Origin of the sequence: Serratia sp. NPDC087055, from assembly GCF_044900985.1 — a bacterium.
GTDB lineage: Bacteria > Pseudomonadota > Gammaproteobacteria > Enterobacterales > Enterobacteriaceae > Serratia.
In genome coordinates this window covers 1-22,108 of sequence record NZ_JBJDOG010000012.1, presented here as the reverse complement: position 1 = coordinate 22,108, position 22,108 = coordinate 1, and the positions used below count along the sequence as shown (strand labels likewise).

The 22,108-nt window shown below is 44.2% G+C and carries 17 protein-coding genes and 8 pseudogenes; 16 read left to right on the top strand and 9 right to left on the bottom strand.

Annotation, left to right across the window (positions count from 1 at the left end):
* The first annotated feature begins 699 nt into the window (after positions 1–699).
* The 3 genes and pseudogenes from ACI2J2_RS24440 to ACI2J2_RS24430 all read left to right on the top strand — a co-directional run.
* On the top strand, positions 700–1,785 hold the full coding sequence (locus tag ACI2J2_RS24440) for a hypothetical protein (protein ID WP_404761043.1): 1,086 nt from the start codon (positions 700–702) through the stop codon (positions 1,783–1,785).
* Positions 1,786–1,794: 9 nt separating this feature from the next.
* The gene (locus ACI2J2_RS24435) at positions 1,795–3,654 is read left to right on the top strand and encodes a hypothetical protein (RefSeq protein WP_404761042.1); all 1,860 of its coding nucleotides are present in this window, start codon (positions 1,795–1,797) and stop codon (positions 3,652–3,654) included.
* 150 nt (positions 3,655–3,804) lie between these two features.
* Positions 3,805–3,924, top strand: a pseudogene (locus ACI2J2_RS24430) (IS3 family transposase); the annotation flags it as partial.
* Positions 3,925–4,136: 212 nt separating this feature from the next.
* On the opposite strand, the pseudogene ACI2J2_RS24425 reads toward ACI2J2_RS24430, so the two are convergent.
* Positions 4,137–4,244, bottom strand: a pseudogene (locus ACI2J2_RS24425) (IS110 family transposase); the annotation flags it as partial.
* A 315-nt stretch (positions 4,245–4,559) separates the two neighbouring features.
* On the opposite strand from ACI2J2_RS24425, the pseudogene ACI2J2_RS24420 reads away from it, so the two are divergent.
* The 3 genes and pseudogenes from ACI2J2_RS24420 to ACI2J2_RS24410 form a co-directional block, all read left to right on the top strand.
* Positions 4,560–4,832: pseudogene (locus ACI2J2_RS24420) on the top strand (DDE-type integrase/transposase/recombinase); the annotation flags it as partial.
* Positions 4,833–5,042: 210 nt separating this feature from the next.
* Positions 5,043–6,113, top strand: a complete 1,071-nt coding sequence (locus tag ACI2J2_RS24415) for an IS110 family transposase (RefSeq protein WP_404761041.1) — start codon at positions 5,043–5,045, stop codon at positions 6,111–6,113.
* Positions 6,114–6,120: 7 nt separating this feature from the next.
* A pseudogene (locus ACI2J2_RS24410) lies at positions 6,121–6,306 on the top strand (IS3 family transposase); the annotation flags it as partial.
* 107 nt (positions 6,307–6,413) lie between these two features.
* On the opposite strand, the gene ACI2J2_RS24405 reads toward ACI2J2_RS24410, so the two are convergent.
* Positions 6,414–6,602 (bottom strand): hypothetical protein, encoded by a 189-nt coding sequence (locus ACI2J2_RS24405; RefSeq protein ID WP_404761040.1) that lies wholly within the window; start codon positions 6,600–6,602, stop codon positions 6,414–6,416.
* A gap of 382 nt (positions 6,603–6,984) precedes the next feature.
* On the opposite strand from ACI2J2_RS24405, the gene ACI2J2_RS24400 reads away from it, so the two are divergent.
* From ACI2J2_RS24400 to gpM, 3 genes are all read left to right on the top strand, one after another.
* On the top strand, positions 6,985–7,842 hold the full coding sequence (locus ACI2J2_RS24400) for an ETX/MTX2 family pore-forming toxin (protein WP_404761039.1): 858 nt from the start codon (positions 6,985–6,987) through the stop codon (positions 7,840–7,842).
* Between the two features lie 496 nt (positions 7,843–8,338).
* Positions 8,339–8,467: a hypothetical protein gene (locus tag ACI2J2_RS24395; protein ID WP_404761038.1), complete on the top strand. Its 129-nt coding sequence runs from the start codon at positions 8,339–8,341 to the stop codon at positions 8,465–8,467.
* Positions 8,468–8,472: 5 nt separating this feature from the next.
* On the top strand, positions 8,473–8,847 hold the full coding sequence (gpM, locus tag ACI2J2_RS24390; protein ID WP_404761037.1) for a phage terminase small subunit: 375 nt from the start codon (positions 8,473–8,475) through the stop codon (positions 8,845–8,847).
* 205 nt (positions 8,848–9,052) lie between these two features.
* Here gpM and ACI2J2_RS24385 read toward each other — a convergent pair whose 3' ends face one another.
* From ACI2J2_RS24385 to tnpA, 4 genes and pseudogenes are all read right to left on the bottom strand, one after another.
* Positions 9,053–9,754: a transposase gene (locus tag ACI2J2_RS24385; protein ID WP_404761036.1), complete on the bottom strand. Its 702-nt coding sequence runs from the start codon at positions 9,752–9,754 to the stop codon at positions 9,053–9,055.
* Positions 9,755–10,103: 349 nt separating this feature from the next.
* Positions 10,104–11,640 (bottom strand): annotated as a pseudogene (tnpC, locus tag ACI2J2_RS24380) (IS66 family transposase).
* Between the two features lie 49 nt (positions 11,641–11,689).
* On the bottom strand, positions 11,690–12,037 hold the full coding sequence (gene tnpB / locus ACI2J2_RS24375; RefSeq protein ID WP_404761035.1) for an IS66 family insertion sequence element accessory protein TnpB: 348 nt from the start codon (positions 12,035–12,037) through the stop codon (positions 11,690–11,692).
* The gene (tnpA, locus tag ACI2J2_RS24370; protein WP_404761034.1) at positions 12,034–12,414 is read right to left on the bottom strand and encodes an IS66-like element accessory protein TnpA; all 381 of its coding nucleotides are present in this window, start codon (positions 12,412–12,414) and stop codon (positions 12,034–12,036) included. Before tnpA ends, tnpB begins: the two co-directional genes overlap by 4 nt.
* A 220-nt stretch (positions 12,415–12,634) precedes the next feature.
* On the opposite strand from tnpA, the pseudogene ACI2J2_RS24365 reads away from it, so the two are divergent.
* Positions 12,635–12,956, top strand: a pseudogene (locus tag ACI2J2_RS24365) (ISKra4 family transposase); the annotation flags it as partial.
* 737 nt (positions 12,957–13,693) lie between these two features.
* On the top strand, positions 13,694–15,073 hold the full coding sequence (locus ACI2J2_RS24360) for a hypothetical protein (protein WP_404761033.1): 1,380 nt from the start codon (positions 13,694–13,696) through the stop codon (positions 15,071–15,073).
* Between the two features lie 280 nt (positions 15,074–15,353).
* Here the strand turns inward: ACI2J2_RS24360 and ACI2J2_RS24355 are convergent.
* The 3 genes and pseudogenes from ACI2J2_RS24355 to ACI2J2_RS24345 form a co-directional block, all read right to left on the bottom strand.
* Positions 15,354–15,563 (bottom strand): annotated as a pseudogene (locus ACI2J2_RS24355) (transposase); the annotation flags it as partial.
* Between the two features lie 12 nt (positions 15,564–15,575).
* Positions 15,576–16,683: pseudogene (locus ACI2J2_RS24350) on the bottom strand (transposase); the annotation flags it as partial.
* Positions 16,684–16,828: 145 nt separating this feature from the next.
* Positions 16,829–16,987, bottom strand: coding sequence for a hypothetical protein (locus tag ACI2J2_RS24345; protein WP_404761032.1), 159 nt, complete (start codon positions 16,985–16,987; stop codon positions 16,829–16,831).
* A 361-nt stretch (positions 16,988–17,348) separates the two neighbouring features.
* On the opposite strand from ACI2J2_RS24345, the gene ACI2J2_RS24340 reads away from it, so the two are divergent.
* From ACI2J2_RS24340 to ACI2J2_RS24320, 5 genes are all read left to right on the top strand, one after another.
* Positions 17,349–18,080: a trypsin-like peptidase domain-containing protein gene (locus ACI2J2_RS24340; protein WP_404761031.1), complete on the top strand. Its 732-nt coding sequence runs from the start codon at positions 17,349–17,351 to the stop codon at positions 18,078–18,080.
* Positions 18,081–19,018: 938 nt separating this feature from the next.
* Entirely contained in the window at positions 19,019–19,225 is a 207-nt protein-coding gene (locus tag ACI2J2_RS24335; RefSeq protein WP_404761030.1) for a group II intron maturase-specific domain-containing protein, read from the top strand.
* Between the two features lie 437 nt (positions 19,226–19,662).
* Positions 19,663–20,403 (top strand): carbonic anhydrase, encoded by a 741-nt coding sequence (locus ACI2J2_RS24330; RefSeq protein ID WP_404761029.1) that lies wholly within the window; start codon positions 19,663–19,665, stop codon positions 20,401–20,403.
* A gap of 400 nt (positions 20,404–20,803) precedes the next feature.
* Positions 20,804–21,277 (top strand): RICIN domain-containing protein, encoded by a 474-nt coding sequence (locus tag ACI2J2_RS24325; protein WP_404761028.1) that lies wholly within the window; start codon positions 20,804–20,806, stop codon positions 21,275–21,277.
* 35 nt (positions 21,278–21,312) lie between these two features.
* Positions 21,313–21,519 (top strand): HEAT repeat domain-containing protein, encoded by a 207-nt coding sequence (locus ACI2J2_RS24320; RefSeq protein WP_404761027.1) that lies wholly within the window; start codon positions 21,313–21,315, stop codon positions 21,517–21,519.
* Positions 21,520–22,108: the final 589 nt, after the last annotated feature.

Sequence of the window (22,108 nt, the reverse complement as noted above, 5' to 3'; positions counted from 1 at the left end):
TTGCCATAGGTATTTATCCCCTGTTGTACTTTTCACTTTTAGAAACAAGAAAGAGTTATCGTGATGATTGTAATCACGATAACTACATGGTTCATTGAATCGAAAAAGAGCATATCGCTTTGGCCTACCAAACCTTGGACCTTGGAGGATTTCCCATCAGCATAATTAATCCGTTGGATTATAGCGTTTGTTTTTGTTTTGCGATCAATGATGTTGGTGTTGTTGTGAAGTTCGATAGATTATGCCAATTAATTAATTTCAACGATCGATTTTCTCGTTGAATTGAACTGGTTAGGTTAAAGTCGGAATGAAGTGTCTTATTTTTTGTGTTTTATGAAAGTGATTTGTTATTTCAGTGTTCGTCTGTAAGAATGTATTTAATCCAAGAGGTATGGTTACATACATCCTCGGGTTCAATCCTCATACACCTCTTATAGGGAAGTGAGGGAAGCTGATGTTATTGTTTGTAATCATTACCGTCATTTTTGGCGGCCTTGAGAAAGCTGATTTCTCTGATAAATTATTTCCTAACTCTGTTTGTGGATAGTGCTTATGGAAATAAATTAAAAAGATACTATAATTTAAAGTCGGACTCTTTTCACCAGGAAAACGCCTCTCAGAAGAACTTACTTTTCTGTTATTTTATGAATTTCTGAGAGCATAATAATTCGTTATAAATAATATAGGTGAGGAAGTGCAATGAATGATTATGATCTTGTAAGAAATAGTGATATTTCAAACATTTCCGGAGTGCCAGCATTCTTTTTTGTACGTTGCAAAGATAATCTCCGCGAAGCTGGTGTATATGCAAAGAAAGAAATAATTGGCAGTGAGGTTTTACTGTATTCCACTGATAAATCTATGATTTATGATTTGAGTGTTGTGAGGGGTGGAAGGGGAGTTAAATTATTGTGGCGTGAGGATAATCATATTACCCTTGGTTCGGAAATTCATTATGCAGAATTTGATGATGATTTTTTCATGTCAAAACATTTAATTTTGACTTCATCGGAATGTAATGGTAAAAATTTACTTCCTATTGGTGTGGTATTTAATGATGATTGTTTATTGCTTTCTAGAATTGATGTGTTATCAAGGAAAGCTATAATTTCGGTGTATGATTTAGATAATTTTGATTTAATAATGAATGAAATGCATCTTGATCATGTTTTACACGATAACTATTTTGATGATAATCAATGTATATTAGCAAATACAACGTTAACTTTAACATCAAGAAATAAATGTTATTTCGAATTTTTGACAATTACAGGTTCCATCATTACATATGAGTTAGTGTGGGACAGTGAAGGGCAATTTTTGAAAGTAAATGAGTTGTTTATTTCATCTTATAAAAACGTTGGGTTCCATCGTGCTTTAATTGATGCTGAAAATAATCAATTATTAATCGTTTACTCTGAAAGTGGGCTTGAGCCGTATAACAATATCTATGTGGCCAAGCAAAAAATATTTGGTTCGAACAATTTAGTGTCATCGCGCTCTGATAGCATAAGAGTTAATCAAACATCTGGTAACTATTTACGCCCTTATATCATTAAAAATAATGGTAAATATTTCATATCGTGGGAAGGGGGTGCGGTTCATTTTATTGAGATGGATAAAGATCTTAATATTGTTAAACCAGAAGAGAAAATTAGTGCCATTAACTCGGGAAATATCTTAGCTATAGCTGGATATGATGTTACTGTTTCTTATCAAGATCCAAACGTAGCATCGAAAGATACTGGCATTAATATTTATTATAACACTATTGAAAACTTATAGGTGATTGCCATGAGTATTAGAAGCATTTCCGTCCCGCAATGCGAATGTTATTTCAATGATGGTAAGTTGAAGTTTGAATCTATCATTGATTATGACGTGCCAGAAGATATCGACACAACAAGTATTTACTATTACATTGAATCTCCAGAAGATGATAGTCAAATATTGTTTTTCGAGTACGTGCCTCGCCTAAGAGCTACTGGTGAACTTTCAGTAACTGGAAATAAAAACACAGAAATTATTAACTTTTTAGTAAAGAAATATGGGAATGCAGTTTACAATATTATTGTCAAAGTAGCACGGCCACAGGAGGAAGAGAAAACTGTAACTGAACAAGATATTCAGTTCAAAGATGTTCAGACTGAAATTGATGTTGAATCTGTAACTGTTTTGAATAATATTGCTGAAGTTAAAGTTCATGCAAAAAACTGGAATGATAAATGTATGAATTTATCATTAAAAACAAGTATTGACATTGATGAGGTGAAATTTTCATTTGACTATGATGTAAATAATTTACAATGGATAGGCATCGCCACATTTTCAACTCGAGATGGCATTTGTAATGCACCGATAAAGCTGACTCTGATTGGCGATTATCAAGAGTCTGATGGATGTGAATCATTACCATGTCATACATGGAATTATAATCAAGAGCTAACAGAAACAGTATCTGGAGGATGTATGAATACAAATTACCCAAATGGTCTGCATATTTTATTGGATCAGCCTGGAAATGATAATAACTGTACCGTTATCAATACAGATAAATCGGGGCATCTTGTTACTAGCTACTCATCGATACGTACCGGTGTTAACAAATCTGTTTATTTACGAGTCATATCTGCTAATGGTGCCCTAACTCAACCACTTTTAATTCCTGATGTAACTGATAATAATCAGAAAGATGCAGATCTTGCTGCTGTTACAGATACTGACAATTTTGTGGCTGTGTGGTCCAGTAATGCGCAAGGGGGGGCATATCGTATTTATATTCGACGATTCTCATGTTCCGCGAACGGTGCTCCTCGTGCTGAAGGACCCTCAATGCAATTGAGTCAATCTAATGGTGATTATGTCGCTCCTAGGGTTGTCTATAACGAAGTTCTCGATAAGTTTTTTGTCACGTGGATTTCTGTTGCAGATAAATCAGTACAATCAATATACCTTGAAAATGATGATAGTCTCAGTGAGTCTAGTTATCAAAGCTCATTTATTGGCCTTGTCGATATTGGTTACTATAGTTCAGCACTTGATATTCACAATAATCTCACATTAAGTATATCGCGATTTAGTGTGGGTGATAAAGTATTAGTTGCCTACAAATTTGCCCCTAACATTGTTAAGATTTATGAATATTATTTAGAGACAAATAGGCCATTAATAAGAACAGTTGCTGATTATGAAGTGACAGGCATTAAAAAATTTGATTTGGCGTTTGATGATTTTAATAAAAAGATTAAAATCGTATATGTTACTGGTGTCCAAGGTTCAGATGTATATGGAGATACGCTATCGTATTTCGGCCTCGCTGACAACACCACTAGAGCAGCAAAATTAAACCTAATTTCACAGGTTTGTGATAATCCTATAATTATGAGAAGCCCTAAGCTTGTTGATGGCCAACGACATTTTGCCGTTTGTTGGCAAACTGCAAATTACGGAGAGTATTATAATTTCTTTGATAGTGACTATTCATTATTACAATCAGAGAATGAAATTAACAAAGGCGTAAACACAACGGATAGTGGTCGTATAGTTATTACTGACAACCAGATCGCTATTGTAGTGGAGTCAACAAAGTATGAGACTGAAACATTGTCAGGTGTAGGTTTGCTTTATTATGCTGAGAACCGCCGAGATCTATAACCTATAGTAGGAATGCTAAATTTAAAAGACTGCTGAGAAGTAAGTTCACAGCAGTCTTTTTTAAATTAAAGATGTAAGATGACCAGCTCTCCGTTGATTAATACACCACAATGTTAGTAATATCTTCATAAGCCTCATGAGGACATCTCCATGAAGAAGTGCTTTTCCGACCAACAGATCATCAGTATCCTCCGCGAGGCTGAAGTCGGGGTTTCTGCCCGTGTACTCTGCTACAAGCGTGCTATTTCCGATGCAACGTTTTACATCTATGGACTACCTCCGTTTTGCAAGCACTGAATCTGGTTTTAGGTTGTTGCTCACATCTATCTGGCATCAGGAAATACTGCGCCAAAATGGGTAATCCGCACACAATCGCCTCAACAACTGGACGGCCTCAAAGGCCAGTATAAAAATCAGGTTCCGATTGTGCAGGTGCAACCTGTCACCATTTATCAATACTCTGCAACTTTATTGGCAGGATATTAACTTCCAGCTGACTGATATTCAGTATCTTTTCTCAGTATTGACCAGATTATTCTCGCATTTTTATTAGCGACCGCCACGGCCTTTTTATTTAATCCGAGCCGTTCATGGTTAGGAAACTCAATCGACCCTTTTTGAGTTTCCTAACCATGCGCGGGGGCAATGAGAATCACCATGTGGTGCGACCTGTTGTGTGGTAATAGGTATAAATGACAGTTTTGCCGTGTTTTTACGCTAAAACTCTTTTTTCAGGCGCACTTATCCAAAGCCGGGGTCTGAAGCCATCGTTTTTTGGCCATCCGGTGCAGCTTGTCAGAGAGCATTTTTGTGGCGTATTCGCCCGCCATGGCGCCGGCAAAACGCAGTCGGCCCTTGCACAGGATGCACTGATACGGATCGAATAGTCCGACTACGCCCTGCCTCTTACTCTACTCTGTACCTGGCAGGGCTGGTTGTATCTGGCGGTGGTTATCGACCTCTTCGCCCGTAACGTGGTGGGCTGGTCGATGAAGCCCACTCTCTCACGTGAACTGGAACTGGATGCGCTGATGATGGCGGTCTGGCGACGTAAACCGGACAGCGAGGTCATCGTGCACTCAGACCAGGGCAGCCAGTACGGCAACGACGACTGGCAACGGTTCTGTCGGGCCAATAATCTGGCACCCAGTATAAACCGGCGTGGCAACTGCTGGGATACTCATTCTAATATACTTTCAAATACCGGATCGGTCTGACCCGTGCTGGGATTGGCTCAAATGCCTTTGTATTGACCTGTCGTCCGATTCTGGTATTTCCCGGGCATAGCCGGGCCCTGCGTTTGTGACCTGATAGGAGCTTTGTGCTGCATCCCGAGTGTCCTGTCCTGCGATGGGGATGGTTGTGCTACCAACATCTGGGGGCAAACCATGCAAAATGACCTTCAATCTCCTGAAAGCGTGATCCTGGGTGTCGATACACACCTTGATGTTCATGTCGGTGCTGTTATCAGTCAAGCAGGTAAACTGCTTGGTACCCGCATTATTCAGACCACTCAAACTGGCTATCTGGAACTGTTTGATTGGGCTAAATCTTTTGGGGTTCTTGAGCGAGCTGGCATTGAAGGAACCGGAACTTATGGTGCTGCGTTAACACGTTTTCTCATTAAAAATGGTGTTTATGTTGTTGAAGTTAACCGGCCAGATCGCTCAAAACGTCGCCTTGAAGGGAAGTCAGATCCACTGGATGCAGAGAATGCAGCCCGGACAGTACTTTCAGGGAGCAGCAAAGCTATACCCAAAATGCAGTCCGGTGCGTGTGAAGCGCTCCGGATTATCAGCGTTGCCCGACGTAGTGCAGTGAAAGCCCGCACGCAGGCGATTAACCAGCTTCGCGCACTGCTGGTGAGTGCTCCGCAGGATGTTCGTGACAAACTCTGGAAATCGAAACCGCACGAATGCGTAGTCGCCTGCATTTACTACGAAGTGCCGGAGTCCTCTCCACTGCGTATAGCCCTGTGCAGCACGCTTCAAAGCCTTGCGAAACGATGGATGGCCCTGACTGAAGAACTGAATGAACTGGACGAATCTCTGGATAAACTGACCCATAAATATGCTAGTAACCTTCGTAACCAGTTTGGCGTAGGACCGCAGACAGCTGCAACTTTGCTGGCCGTTGCAGGTGATAACCCCGAACGTTTAAAAAATGAAGCGGCCCTGGCATCGCTCTGTGGTGTAAATCCGTTACCAGCATCATCAGGAAAAACAGTCAGGCACAGATTAAACCGCGGCGGCTCGCGTGAAGCTAACAATGCTCTGTGGACAATAGCGCTTGTGCGTATGCGTAGTGATCCGCGCACAAGAATTTATGTCGACAGACGAACGAGTGAAGGGTTATCGACCAAAGAGATCCTGAGATGCCTAAAACGCTACATCGTCCGTGAACTCTATCCATTGATTTTATCGGATCTTGCCTATGCCAACCGCCTGACCTTGACATAGAAGCGTCAATGCGGTGGCCGAATCGTTCTTCAGTTCACTGAAAAAAGAACGCATCAGGAAGAGAATATACAAAACCCGGGATCTGGCTCGGGCGGATATCTTCGATTACATTGAAGTGTTCTACAACCGGGCCCTGCGTTACAGCCACCTCGGCGGCGTCAGTCCGGATGACTTTGAACAGACCTCGTCGTGAGTACAGAATTTGTCTACTGTCGTGGGGCAGTGCAGACGTCCAGCACTGGTTGGCTGTGAACAGTTTTTTGAGCGGGCGGGGACTGAAACCGGAAACCACGTGGCAGATTAATCCCCGGCGTCCTGCAGGCGGGTGAAGGCTACTGTATCGAGGCGGTGCTCCAGTATGGCGCTGGCGACCATTGCTGGAGGCGGGCCCATGGGCTTCATCAACTTAATCCAGTCCCATTCACGCTGTGAAAGCTTATCAGCGGCAACGAAGAGCAGGAGGATATCGATACTTTTACGGGTCATCATGGGGAAAGGCTCTGAGCAAAATATGTAGCCAAATCATACATATTCAAATCACTTTATGACAACTCAGAGTTTGGCAGATGGCGCGGTTTTCAATTTGCGGCTGTCAGGCTGCCCTGTTCAATCGACAAAGCCATTGTAGTATAAAGATTAATAATTTTATATCGATCTCATTTTAATAATAAGCAATACTGAAAAATACGATATAGAATAGATTGTTTAATTAAAAATTAACATGATATTTAAAAAAAATGTTTTGTTTTTTTTAAGTGGTGATCAATAATTTTATTGTTGGGTTTGTTTTTCAGTGTTTAACTGATTAAGGTAAATTCAATAAATAACGTATTTAAACTTATTCTTAATATTTAATGCGAGAGGTAAATGTATGAATCCCATTACGGATTTGGATTTAGTAACGTTTTCAAATTCAGCTAGAGCTGCTAACTCTCTTGACGATAAGTTATATAAAATGCTTAAGAACTCAGAAAGTCCTGCCGGCCCCATAAACCAAGGGAGTGTTTATGTTTCTCATGAGGTTAAAAAATACACTTTAAACGGTGAGGGAATTGAAAACTCAATTAAGACACATTCAGAATTTATCGACGTGGGTAGTTCTACATTGAAAAATTCACTAAATGTTGAGGTGGACCTACCTGTTCAAGGATTTCAATATGTAGAGTCTAGTACTACTTCAACAAAGAATACTACTGGATGGACCTTTAACTATGAATATACTGCAATATTAAGTTGTAATATACTTTTTGCTTCAGGAGGGGTTACTCATAAATTGGGATTGGAGTATGCCATGTCGCATGAAGAAGTGAAGGAAGTGACAGTATCAAAAACATGGACTGTCGCCCCATTTTCTGTAAAAGTTCCTGCAAATAAAACCTATAGAGTAGACTTTGTATTTGAAAAGGTGCATGTTTCAGGCAATACTAAGATTGATGCGGATTTATTCGGTATATATTTTTATAAAAGCATTCAGCCACCAGTGGCTAACTCTGTTCAATTAGGGGCAATTACAGACACAATTGATCCGGAAAAACGAGAGGGATTTGTAACAACTTATGGTCCTGCTCCTCATTATGAGCGAGGAGTGAAGCAAGTTGGGACATCTCCTTTCTCAGGAGTACAAGGATTAGATATGACTGTGGAAATTAAGGACATTACAGATGGAAATGTAGTTTTAGTAAAGAAAATAGATTCTATCGCCAAATTTGAGGTGATTGAAGTTAATTAAATTTAAGATTTTATATTGCAATTTATGGTTGGTTTTTTAATAAAGCAATGAGATCTTGTTCGAGTTATTTATGAAGTCTAGATTTTGTGGGGAATAGTAAATGTCGTTAAGTGGATATTTAATTTTATTAGAAACCAACCATTCAATTGATGTTGCAGATTGTCATTTTTAGCCTAACCATACTAAAATCAACTATTGAAACTATGAAAATAATGTGAAATGCGAATTTATTCATTTTGGCATTCCTGCACAGGATGGCAAGGGTGGTGGTATTTTCAGTGAAAATTCTGAGAGATAAATAACTGACAGCTCTGGATGCTTCTCGATGCAATGACACCGTTATACAGATAACAGTCAATTACATCCCTTAATCAAAACCGCCACGAATGTTGAATTCAGGGCTGACTGTGAAGTGGTTAATTAATATTAAGCACCGTTTTAGATCTTTTCCAGTATCGGTTTTTCGATTCGTTTGGTGGTAACCTGAGTTGTCATATTGAACTACGAATCCGTCAATGAAGTTTATGTCGTTGAAGATTACGAATGCTGCGCGATGATCGAAAAGATCGAAGACATGCCAGCTAACGCCAAAGCGCCTATTGAAACGCTAGTCGAAGGGAAATAACCGACATGACCAGCCCAGCACGCTGCCACAAACAGTTTATTGCTGCCCAGCAATCAGCATCACAAAGTGAGGCGGCAACCATGAGCCACCTGAATCACTATGAATTGCTGTTATTCAAGCTGAAACAGGATCTGGATCGTCTGCACCGCGTTGAATCGCACCTTACCAAGGCAGAAATGAAACGCAAGATGTTGCCTACGTATATGCCTTGGGTGGCTGGCGTGCTGCAAAATGGCTCCGGCGTACAAGATACCGTACTAATGCGCGTCTTGGTCTGGTTGCTGGATGTTGGCGATCTCAAAACTGCGCTGGATATCGCTGAATATGCCATCCGGTACGATCTGGTTGTAATGGACGGTTACAACCTGCATGATCGCTGAAGAAGTAGCCGCAGAGGCGCAACGCAATATGGCCGTTAGCCTGCCACTGGATATCGTGCAACTTGATGGTTAGGAAACTGAATCGACCCTTTTTGGGTTTCCTAACCATGAACTGTGGCGAGGAAGGGGCTTATTGGGTGAGGCCTGTCGCATAATAATGCGTAAAAAGCCGTTTTTGCTGTGTTTTTAATCTAAAATCCATTTTTCAGGCGCACTTATCCAGAGCCGGTGCCTGAAGCCATCGTTTTTTTGCCATCCGATGCAGCCTGTCTGACAGCAGTTTTGTGGCGTGCTCACCCGCCAGGGCACCGGCAAAACGCAGTCGGCCCTTGCACAGGATGCACTGGCACGGATCGGTGCCCAGGAAGCTCTTCATCAGCACTGCGAAACCGGGACGTTTTGGTTTTTCCCTTACCGTCATCTCCAGCGCGCCGTAGACCTTCGGCAGCAGCGTGCACCATTTGCGGTTGGCCAGGAAGCCGTAGTTCCGCACCATTTTAAAGTGTCGTGCCGGGATATGGCTGACATAACGACCCAGCATCTCCTCCTGGCTGATTTTCTGGCGTTTGTGCTGCTGCGTGCGGTGATCGTAATACTGATGCACCACGGCCCCGCCGCGGTAGTGGCGCAGCTGAGAAGCCGCCACCGGCAGGCGCTTCAGGTAGCGTCCGAGGTATTTCACGCTGCGCCAGGCGCCGCGGGTCTTTTTGGCGAAGTGGACTTTCCAGGCGCGGCGATATTGCGCATGCAGGTAGCGATGCCACCGGTCTTCGTTGCGGATATGGCCAAGGCCTGGCAGACCGCCGGGATTTATGCGGACATAGTTGTCGCGCAGCAGGTAAATGACGGCATTGCGCCAGATGGCTTCGACCTCTTTCCTTTTTAAAGAACAGCTGCCGCCAGACATGGTGTTTGACGTCGAGGCCGGCGCGAGTGACGGAGACGTGGATATGCGGATGCTGATTGAGCTGCCGGCCGTAGGTATGGAGCGCACAGAAGATACCGACTTCGATTCCCTGTTGGTGTGCCCAGCGGAGCATGGCGCGGGTGGCGCAGCGAAACAGGTCGTTGAGCAGCGGCCAGTTGTTGTTGAAGAACGGCCACAGCAGATGTGGCATGGTGAAAGTGACGTGTTGCCAGTCGCAGTCGGGCAGGATGTGCTGCTGTTCGGCAATCCACTGCTCGGTGGCTTTGAGGCCACAGCTGCTGCAGGCTTTGGGTAAGCGTACAGCGAGAGCCGTATTGACGGGGATGTCTTACTCAGTTGGCAACTATGCGCCAAGGTAGTAGTTCGCTGACCCGATTGGCTGGCCAGTCAGCTATGACGTCAAGCACATGACGGAGGTAGCTTTCTGGATCCACGCCGTTCAGTTTGCATGTCCCGATCAGGCTGTACAGCAACGCACCACGCTCTCCCCCGTGGTCTGAGCCGAAGAACAACCAGTTTTTTCTCCCCAGACTGACCATCCGCAGCGCATTTTCAGCGATGTTGTTATCGGCTTCGGCCCAGCCATTGTCTGCATAGTACGTCAGTGCCGGCCACTGGTTCAGTGGCGTACGCGAACGCCTTCGCCAGTTCCGAGTGTCGCGACAGCGTTTTCATCTTTTCACGTAGCCAGCTTTCCAGAGATTTCAGCAGCGGTTTCGTTTTCCGCTGACGTTCGGCAAGGCGCTGCTCCGCTGGTATTCCCCTTATTTCCGCCTCGATGGCATACAACCCGCCAATACGTTTCAAGGCTTCATCCGTCAGCGCCGACGGCGTGCGGACGTGCACGTCGTGGATTTTACGGCGGGCGTGAGCCCAGCAAGCGGCTTCCGTTATCCGGTCATCGCGGTACAGCTCGTTGAACCCAGCGTACGCATCCGCCTGCAGCACACCACTGAACCCCGCAAGATGGGTCTGCGGATGGATGCCTTTTCTGTCCGTGCTATAAGCGAACCATACAGCCGGTGCCAGCGCTGACCCGGCGTTGCGGTCATCACGAACATACGTCCACAACCGCCCGGTCTTCGTCTTCTTATTGCCCGGCAGCAGCACTTGTACTGGGGTATCATCAGCATGGAGTTTGCCGTCAGTCAGCACATAGTCCTGAAGTGCCTCTTCCAGCGGGTACAGCAGCCGGCAGCATGCATCCACCCAGCCTGACAACAGTGAACGGCTCAGTTCCACACCTTGGCGGCTGTATATTTCTGACTGGCGGTACAGCGGGGTATGCTCTGCATACTTTGAACCCAGCACGCGGGCCAGCAGCCCCGGTCCTGCGATACCCCCTCGATGGGGCGTGAAGGAGCGGGGGCCTGCACGATAGCATCGCATTTTGTGCAGGCGTGTTTTTCCCGCACGGTCCGGATAACCCGGAAGGCGCTGCGCATCAGCTCCAGCTGTTCGGCGGTATCTTCACCCAGGTAGCTCAGCGAACCGCCGCAGTCCGAGCAGCACGACTCGGCCGGCAGCAGCCGTTTTTCGTCACGGGGAAGTGATTCAGGGAAAGGTTTGCGTGTACGGGTCTGGCGCCGCGGGCGTTGCACTGCCGGGTCATCCATCCGACCGGTCAGCATATCGCTTTCTGTCTGCAGCCGGTTCAGGTCAGCTTCCATCTGTGCGATGCGGCGGGAGACCTTTTCGGAACGACTGCCGAAGTTCATCCGACGGAGTTTATCCAGCTGCGCCTGCAGGTGGCCTATTTCGCGTTCACGGTCGGCCAGCTTTTCGAGCAGAGCAAGGTTCAGCGCTTCCTGTTCGGCCAAGCGCTGTTTCAGCAGAAGTATGTCGTCAAAAGAGGTGCTGTTCATAAGATATTGTTTTATCATGCTTATTCTGCGGAAACCAGAATAAAGAGGCCTACAGCATGGTCAGGGATGTCAGCAGCCTTTTAGGCTGCCTCCAGTCTATGCCCTCGAGGAGCATCACCAGCTGTGCCGGTGTGAGGAACACTTTACCGTCACGGGCCGATGGCCAAGCGAAGCGGCCTCGCTCCAGCCGTTTGGTCAGCAGGTACAGTCCGTCGCCAGTGGACCACAGCAGTTTTACCTGGCTGCCGCTGCGCCCCCGGAAGATGAAGACATGGCCTGACATCGGATCGTCTTTCAGCGCCGTCTGTACCTTCGCGGCCAGGCCGTTGAAGCCATTTCTCATATCAGTGATGCCGGCAACCAGCCAGATTTTGGTCCCGGAAGGCAACGGGATCATCGCTTCAGTTCCTGTATCAACAGAGTCAGAAGCTGTTCGCTGACAGTGCCGTTGAGGCGGAGCGTCCCATGCCGAAACGTTACCTCACAGCTGATACTGAGAACCTCCGGGTTCTCTGCGGGCGGAGCTGGCTGTACGGCGGTGGCATCGAGAATCACAGGAAGTAGCTGAGGACTCTCTGAGGAAGGTAATAACAGCTTTCCCTCGCGCCACTGCTGGCGCCATTTAAAGAGCAGATTGGCGTTAATGCCATTTTTGAGCGCCAGTTTTGAGATGGATATACCGGGTTCGCAGGAGGCGGCAACGAGCTGCTGCTTAAACTCAGGAGAATAATTAGGGCAGCCCTTACGCCTGCCGGGAGTCATACTGTTCTGCATATCTGACACTTTGGTTCCCACTACTTATTTTGGTGGACACCACTTTGTCGGATGAATCAGATTATGACCAGACGGCCCTCGCTGTACGCTTACGGCGTTTCCCACATACTATAAACTTCGAAATTAGATGAATACCCGGTAGTAGGGAGATAACCACTCACCATCGCAGGAGGCTACGATGTAACTCACGTTCCAGATAGTCATAACCGATGAATCAGGCATGAGTCGAACGGAAGAACTGATGACATTACCTAAGTCAAACGATGCTAGGAACGATATCGGTTTATCAATTTCAGGATCGAAGCAGTTGCTGAACACCGTCCAGGAGTCGGTGGTTCAGTAACGGGCTAACGAATATACTCACAACCATATCCAACGCCCTCACTGCCTAGCTGCGCGAATACATTACCGGACACTACTTGGCGTTATTCCTGTCCCGGGTGTACTGATGCCGTTACGAGGATAACGCGTCAAAAACCGTCAGTCTGCTCAGTGACTGGGCTGGCGATCACACCCATCTTTCATTGAAATATACAGAAACCCACTGAGCGTCCATGAAATGACAACCCGTCTGCCCAGGGAGTGCAGGCTAAGAGCAGATGCAGTGGAGCAGAAAAGGCGCGCATTATTTGTTACAGGCCCGTACAGCCGCCCTGAATAACGTAAATTTGCCTGCTGGTATCCCGGTTTCACTATGGACTATCAGAGTGGCTGGAAGGTATCTGCGGTGGCCGCATAACTCACGATTGCCCCATACTTCTCCATGCTCTCCTATCCCAATCTGCCGACATGCAGTTGCGAAAGCAACTTAACTTTATACTCGTATGAAAATAATTTGTCGTATCACATAAATGATATATTCAGCATGGGAGTTATCCTTATTAAACAAGCGGTTTTACATAAATTTAACATCTCGTTATATTTATATGAATAATAAAAAAACATTTTCATGTTATCGTTAGATAAATCCAATTAGTGACGTGGGGTCATAATGAAAATATTTATTTTGTTTTTTTCTTTTATTTTAAGTTCATGCGCATTGGTACTGGAAAGTGATATTTCACAGAAAACAGAGTTAAACTATGAAAGCTACCTTGGTGATAAGAAATCGATTTTGTGCGAATGATATCGTTAGATATATTCTAATGATGACCACTCGTTGATAATATACTTTTCGATTGAATGTTCGATGACTTTTTCGTGACTATCGACAGTGTCTACTCTTTAGGTAATATTAAAAAATAATTAAGCTAACAAAACCTCAAGCAAGGAGAAAAAAATGCAAGTAAAATCATATAAGGATTATGACGCAGCATACGAAATTGATGCTGGATATAAGTACATAGAAAAAGACAGTGAAGTACAACGTAGTAAAACTGAAAACGTGCTAAGTGCAGTTGCGACAATATTGGGGGCTGAATCTTTATTTGCAGAAGGTTTTAATAGGGGGTCTTCCGTACGTAAGATGAAAATTAGAATAAAAAATGATGCACTTATTGCCATCTCCCCAATTTCTCTTCAAGTTATTGACTCTTCAGCGGGCCACTTTTATACAAACGCCTGTCGAATAATCAGTAGGAATGAGTATTTCGATATAAATCTTGACATTGATGGGCCAGGAAATGGAGAATTAATATTTAAATTTCTTGCTTCATCGACAGACCCGAATATTATAGAAGGAGTATCTGGTTTTACTGATCAGAACGTGTGTTCTATCGAGTTAAGAGTTTTTTATGGCGAGAACTATAAGCATAATAGACTTCACTTGCTAAAAATAAATGACACCCAATACGAACCAATTTATGAACAAGATTGGGGAGCAGACATGGGGGTAATGACATTCTTTTCTTGTTTAGGAGAAGATAAAACGCCAGAACCATCATTCGGATTATCCTTCTTCGAAGGAAGGCCTGTAAAAAAAGACCAGCAAGGATGTTTTTGCATTCAGTTTACACCATGTGGCAAAAGAGCTTCATATTCTGAAGGGAACTTGTCAATAGATGATGACTCTGAAATTTATGGTGTTAATGCAGCAAAGAAATTCCTCTATGATTATAGAAAAATAAATACTGTAAAATATGAACGAAATGCACTTGGAGTAATAAATGGAATGGTTGCCATTGCATCCTCTGGACACGGTTTATATTCCAGCATTAGAAAGTCATCAGGTCAAGATTTCTCTCTTACTTGTAATATTACAAATTTATCACGATATAATTTATTTGTAGTCAGAACATGGAATTGTACGTCATCAATAATGGAGAACACTCCAATTTTAGGAGGGAGTTCTGTAACTTTAATTATTGGTTCTGGAATGAAAACAACTGAAGCTGCTGTGTGTATGAGAATGGTATTAGATGAAAGTTATTTAGATATAACAATTGACATTGAGGACTTTGGTAGCAAAAAATTTTTAAAGGTTAGCAAAGTAAAATACACAGGAAAATTTGGGGAGGAAATTATTACAGATCATGGTAAAGATGTAGATTATAAATTGTTGCACTCCAGTTACTATCGCAATGATACAGTTAGCCCTGTGGTTGTGAACCTGCAAACATCAGGGGTGACAATCGGTCACCTCGGAGAATTAGACATCAGTTTACTCGCGTTTGATAAAAACAACGAAGGAATGGCTTTGTTGAATAAATCGAATTTTTAGATGATTGGCGGATCTGGAGGCAGTTTTGATATCGAAATCTATGGTGACTCCCGTTTTTGCAACACTGATTTTCGACGATATCATTGGCTCACTTAAATCTATCCGACATCTGGATCGCGCCACGATGAGTTCAGCGCCTGTTGAACCTCAGAAAAATTACACGGCTTCAAATGAGCCATTCCGATATACAGGCTCTTCAAGAGGCTGCTCGGCCGTTTGTGTCATCAATATTCGAAAAAACAGATAAATGATTGTTTAAACTATTTATTACTGCAGAAACTTACGACGCGAACGTCTGTTGTCGCGTCGTAAGCGCCCAGACTACTCTGGTCAGCCAGTTTACCGATCTGGTGTTCCAGCTTTTGTATGAACATTCTGGCGCACTGGACCAGTAATGTTCGGATCTTTTTGTTGCCTCGTTTGCTGATACCCGCAGAGTTATTCGACCACCGGTGCTGTATTGACGTGGGGCCAACCCCGTTGTGTAAGCACACCCGTTTTAGTTCCACGCACTTTTTGAGTATTCCGCGTTTTCAGACATCAGCCGGTATTCTTCCTGCGTCAGGATATTCAGGGATTCATGAGGTCGCTGGCTGTTATATTCCATCAGCCAGCGCTCTGTAATTTCCCGTGCTTCATTCAGGGTTCTGAACAGATAAAAATCCAGAATTTCTGTCCGGTATGTCCGGTTAAAACGTTCGATAAAAGCATTTTGCGTGGGCTTGCCTCGTTTGATAAATTCTAGCATCACGCCATGCTCTTCGGCCCACTGTGCCAGCGCCAGTGAGATCAGCTCCGGGCCGTTATCCATCCTCATTTTCAGCGGATAACCGCGGTTTGCCATTACTCTGTCCAGCACCCGGATCGTGCGCTGTGCCGGGATATTCAGGTCAATTTCTATTGCCAGCGCTTCACGGTTAAAATCATCCACCACATTGAAGGTCCGGAAGCGTCTGCCACACACCAGTGCATCGTGCATAAAATCGATGGACCAGCTCTGATTAAGGCCTTCTGGCGTCGCCAGAGGCGCTGGAATGCGCACCGGCAGACACTGCTTTCCCTTGCGACGAAAATTCAGTTTCAACAGACAGTAAATCCGGTGCACACGCTTATGGTTCCAGGTGTTGCCCTGCCTGCGAAGAACCTGAAAAAGCTTCTTAAAACCGTATCGTGGATAGCGCTCTGCCAGCTCAGTCAGCGCCTGGATCACCGGTTCATCACGCCGGGATCAGGCTGGTAAAAATATACCGTCCTGCTCAGCGATAACGTCCTGCGTGCCTGGCGGATACTCATCGCAAATTGCACGTTCAGATAACCGACGAGCTCACGCTTTGTCGCTGGTTTTAAAGATTTTTTTCGATGACATCTTTTAACGCACGATTTTCCAGACTGAGATCGGCAAACATCTGTTTGAGTCGTCGGTTCTCGTCCTCAAGATCTTTCATCTTTTTGATATCAGAGGCATCCATACCGCCGTACTTTGCTTTCCAGTTGTAATAGGAAGCCTCAAAAATACCCGCTTCGTGGCAGACGTCTTTGACGGTTCGTCCGGCTTCAACAGACTTCAGAACGGTGATGATCTGGTGCTCAGTGAATCGGGCTTTACGCATGGCGATCTCCTCAGAAGGACATAATCAGTCAGTATGTCGGAAGATCTCTAAAAGCGAATGGTTCGGTTAAGCGGGATACTTACAGTAATGATAAAAAATGCCAATTTTGCTTGATTTTTGAGCTAAAACCATTTTTCGGACAAATTTATCCCGAGTCGGTGTTTGAAGCCATCGTTTTAGCCATCCGATGCAACTTGTCTGAGAACATTTTTGTGGCGTGCTCACCCGCCATGGTGCCGGTAAAACGCAGCTGCCCTTTGCATAGGATGTACTGATACGGGCCGGTGCCCAGGAGCACTTTCATAGCACCGCACTCCCCGGAAGTTGCGCTTTCTCTCGTATCATTAGTGCCGAAAATTCTGGTCTCATCGGCTTTGCAGCGCCTTAATACACAGGAGGAAACAGCATCCTCCGTTTATGGTTGGCCAAAAAGCCGAAGTAGTCGGACTTTAACATGTAACATTATAACACTACGTAATTATATGTAATTTCATTTGCGGTTTTCCTGATTTGGTTACATGCTTGAAACTACAGAAAAAATATGAATCTTGAGTTTTTCAACCTTATGGTTATGCTCGGGTTTTCTTTGTTATTAATCAATATATTTTGATAGTGGTTTTCATACGTTTTTCATTTGATAATCATGAATTTCATGGAGTGAAAGTATGGATATAAAAAGCATCACAATAAGGGATGTTACGTTTCTTTTATGTGGTTTTTTGGTTGGCATCCCTTCAGCATTATGGAGTACGTTCTTGTACGATGTATCGGATAATAATGTAAGTTTTAAAAAGGCTATAAAAAAGGCCATTCCCTCAGTGGTATATATATATACTGATGATTGTGACAATGATAAAGAATCTTATGGTTGCCCGTTGGGTGCAGGAGTAATCATGGATAAGCACGGTCATGTTGTTACTAATTATCATGTGGTAAAGGGACTCTCCACTATTAAATTTGTAATGAGTGATGGAGTTGTCATCAAACCAGATGTTATATCTTATGATGAAAATTCAGACTTGGCTGTTTTTGGTATTAGTGATGATAGGGTTATGTTAAACCCTATGACTATTTCCAAGAAAATATCTGTCGGTGATGTGGTTATTGCTATTGGAAATCCTTATAATCTTGTTGGAACTGCAACTCAGGGAATTGTAAGCGCAGTAGGTCGGGAAGGGATAGGGATTATTGAAAGTCAAAGCTTCATTCAATCGGATGCCGCTATCCATAAGGGAAACTCTGGTGGTCCATTGATTAATTCTAAAGGGGAAATGGTTGGGTTAAATACAATGAACTTTGAAGATGGAAATGACTTACATAGAGTCGATGGTATTGGTTTTGCTTTGCCCGCAGCTTCGGTTGTTACTATAATGAATGATATTATTAACAATAGGTGAGTATTTAATGTGATTACTCGATTAATGCGTATCACGAAGGCAACCCGGGAAAGGCGCTAGGCAAGGTGAAAGCCGGGCAATGGCTCCTGGCCACGCGTATTCGACCAAATTGCTGGCTGTGCAACGCGTAATGAGTAATACCGCTCGTAACACACCTTGTGCGGATGACCAGATCTGAAGAATACCTGCGTAGAAGCTCAACGGCACGCGGTCACTACAGTGTCGATGGTATCGAGTCCAGCCGCTGAGGCGCATTTATATCCCCAAAAATGGCAAACGTCGTCCGCTCAGTATTCTCGTCATGGCAGGTCGTGCCGAGCAAGTGCTTCACTTGCTGGCTCTGGATCCGAATGCCTATGGCTTTAGGCCCGCTGCGGACGCCATTGCACAATGCTTCAATATATTGGCTCAGCGTAATACGGCCCGGTGGATCCTTTAAGGGGATATAAAAGCCTGTTTTGATCAAATCAGCCACGCATGGTTTCGCGAACATGTGCCTATGGACAAATCAGCTCTCAGAAAATGGCTGGCAGCAGGTTATATGGAGGATGGCAAGATCTACCCCACTGAGGCGGTATTGCATCATCCGTTTTGACGAATATGGCACTGGACGGGCTTGAAAGTGTGGCTGCAGCAAGCAGCACACCGCCAGCAAGTCTACATCGTCAAATACGACGATGATTTTGTCACTTCCGGATGCTCGAAAGATGTTCCGGAAGAACAGGTGAAACCTGCATTGATGGCCTTTCTCAGGGGGGCTGGAGCTCTCGGAAGAGAAAACTCGGATCACTCATATTGGCGATGACTTTGACTTTCTCGGCTTCAACGTACGGAAATGCAGTGGCACGTTGCTGGTAACACCAGCTAAATCCGCAGCAAAACGTGTGCTGAGGCACATATGAGAGCTGATCAAAACCAATCCAGTAGCATAGAGAAAGTTGAGGGACTGGGCCAATTATTACCGTCATGTTGTGTCGAAAAAGATCGTTGCCTATGTTGACTATCAGGTGTTTCAGACTCTGCTCACCTGGATAAATCGAAGACACCAAAATAAATCCGCACGATGGAAGCAGAAGCAGTACTTCCGTTGGCAGGGTTTACATCAGTGGGTATTTTTCTCGACGTTCAGGGACGTGATGGGGTAACAGGGGCATCTCGACCTGTACTCGATGTGAGTAAACCTATAGTCCGCCACATCAAGATCATAGCTAGTGCGAGTGCTTATGGTCCGACATATCGGCAGTACTTTGAGCGCCGCGCGCGGGGGAAGGAGGTTTTGTTTGAAACATAAGGAAGAGTATATCTAGTAATAATAACACGTTAGGTTACCGAGGCATCTTTTGGCCTTGGTAAGGCTTGAGTCGTGTGCATTGAAAAGTGCATGTGCACGGTTTTTAGAGGGGGGAAACGGGTAAGCGTCTCAGGCTACTCTGCGAAATTCGATATTGTCCTGGTGCAGCCAGAGAGTACTTAGGGGGCTCGTTCGTGAATACCGATAGGTTTCATTTGGTTTTGCATTCATTCACTTTTTGCGATGTATCATCACTTTAAACCGAACTGATTCAACAATCAGGAGCACACCATGGAACAAAACCAATCAGCCCAACTTTCACGCCGGACAATACTGAAGCAAACACTCGCTGTTTCCGCCCTTTCGGTCACCGGGCTGGCAGCCTTATCCGTGCCATCCATCTCTTTTGCTGCATCACTGAGCAAAGAAGAACGTGATGGCTTGACGCCTCAGGCTGTAATTGAACATTTTCAACAGGGCAATCTGCGCTTCCGGGAAAATCGCCCGGCGAAACACGATTATCTGGCGCAGAAGCGCAACAGTATTGCAGGTCAATATCCTGCAGCGGTGATCCTTAGCTGTATTGATTCACGTGCACCGGCGGAAATTGTGCTGGATGTCGGGATGGGCGAAACGTTCAATTCCCGCGTTGCGGGTAATATCAGTAACCGCGATATGCTGGGCAGCATGGAATTTGCTTGTGCTCTTGCTGGCGCGAAAGTGGTATTGGTCATGGGGCATACCCGCTGTGGTGCCGTTCGTGGCGCTATTGATAATGCTGAGCTGGGTAACCTGACGGGTCTGCTGGATGAAATTAAACCGGCTATTGAAAAAACGGAGTACAGCGGGGAACGTAAAGGGAGCAATTACGATTTCGTCGATGCAGTGGCTCGGAAAAATGTAGAACTGACCATTGATAATATCCGAAAAAACAGCCCAGTACTGAAACAGCTGGAAGACCAGAAGAAAATTAAAATCGTTGGCAGCATGTATCACCTTGCTGGCGGTAAAGTTGAGTTTTTCGAAGTATAACGGGCTCTGTCGCATTAAGTCGTCATCAACTGGAAAAGAGTGATAGTTACTAGTCTACCTAGAGGAAGTTCTTTCTGAAATTTAGGTTTATGCAAAAATGATTTCATCTTTAGGATACCAATCAATCGAATCGCGCTTTTTAGATTTCCATGTCAAAAGCGAAAATACCAAGCAGCCATATAATTAATGCTAGAAAGTTAATGAGGAACGTTACAAATCCCTAACCATAACCCCTGATAATTAATTGGCTTGGAAAAGAAATTACATAAAATTACATGGTTTTGTTAAGTTGGTTTTGTTTTGTAATTCCGAAAAATTTCTTTCTTGTAACTGGTTGCCGATTGAGCAATAATGATAATCTATATATTTAATATGGTTACAAATTAACAAGGAGATAGTTATGAAAAAACGTTTATCACTATTGCTCATTATTATGGCATCATCATTTTCGGTCGCTGCTGTTTCGAAAGACGATATACAAGAGTCTAAGGTTATAACAGTTACCAGCAAGACAACATTTGCTTCGTTATCTATAGCTAATGGGAGAAATTGTTTGGCCGAGAATGCTCAAGGCCATCCTGCACTACTACCTTGTGACACAAAGGCAAGAGCTAAAGCGGTAGAGACTACGGTTCACTATATTACATTACAAAGTGGTCAATGCTTAACTGATAATGGGAACGATAATCCTGGAGTAACAACGTGTGATTATCAGAATAAAAATCAACAATGGTTAGCGCTTGAAGGTGTTAAGACAACGGAGGTTCGCAATGTTGCATCACGCAAATGCCTGACAGCTGCAGGACTGAATAATCGAGTTACAATGGCAACATGTAACGGTATTCCTGCCCAGAGCTGGGAGATGCCTCTTTAAGCATATCTCATGAAGCGTTTTTTAAAGGACTTATCATGGAAATGTCTGTTCCAGTAGTAAATGCCCTATTGGCACTAACTGATGATTCTAGAACCGAGGTGAGAACTGCAGCAATATTTGCACTCAGCGAAGGGCGAAGTGAATATTCACGTGTTCTTGAAAAACTCTTGTGTCTTACTTCAGATCCTAATGAGGATATTAAGATCGCCGCTATTAATGCATTAGGTCGTTTGCACCGTTGACACAATTGTGACTGTGTTAACTTCTTGCAAGAGGTCAACACAGTCACAAAATTACTCATCCAATATGATATAAATTTTCGACACAACCTCATCTTCACGGATGTTGAGACGGAAATCCGCCATACGCTTTGCATTCTGAATCACTCCTAAAGGCGATTCAATCACATTAACGCCAACGGTTCCACTGCCGGCGTCAGTCCAAAACAAAAGTGTAGTGTTTATCATGCCGGAATTCTGTTTCTGAATGGAACAGGATTTTGGGGTAGGGTCACTGCCGTACTTGGATCGCAGGGGTGTCACGTGCAGTTATGCGATGTATTAAATTGTTGTCTCCGTCTTTTACGATGTAAAAACTCGTATTATTTAATGCTAATACACCCCCCCGTATAACTACTAGACTATTTAAAACTGGTACCGATCCAGTATACATAAAAACGAGAAGCCAATTTAGCCCTGATACTTTTCTGTATCAGGGTTTTTTTAACGACGAGCAGTGACCTGCCCCCAGTATTAGATACAACCGTTAGTTAGTAATGTCGGTTTGTTTATCTTCACATTTTCCATTCCGCCACCGTGCTGCAAACTCTGA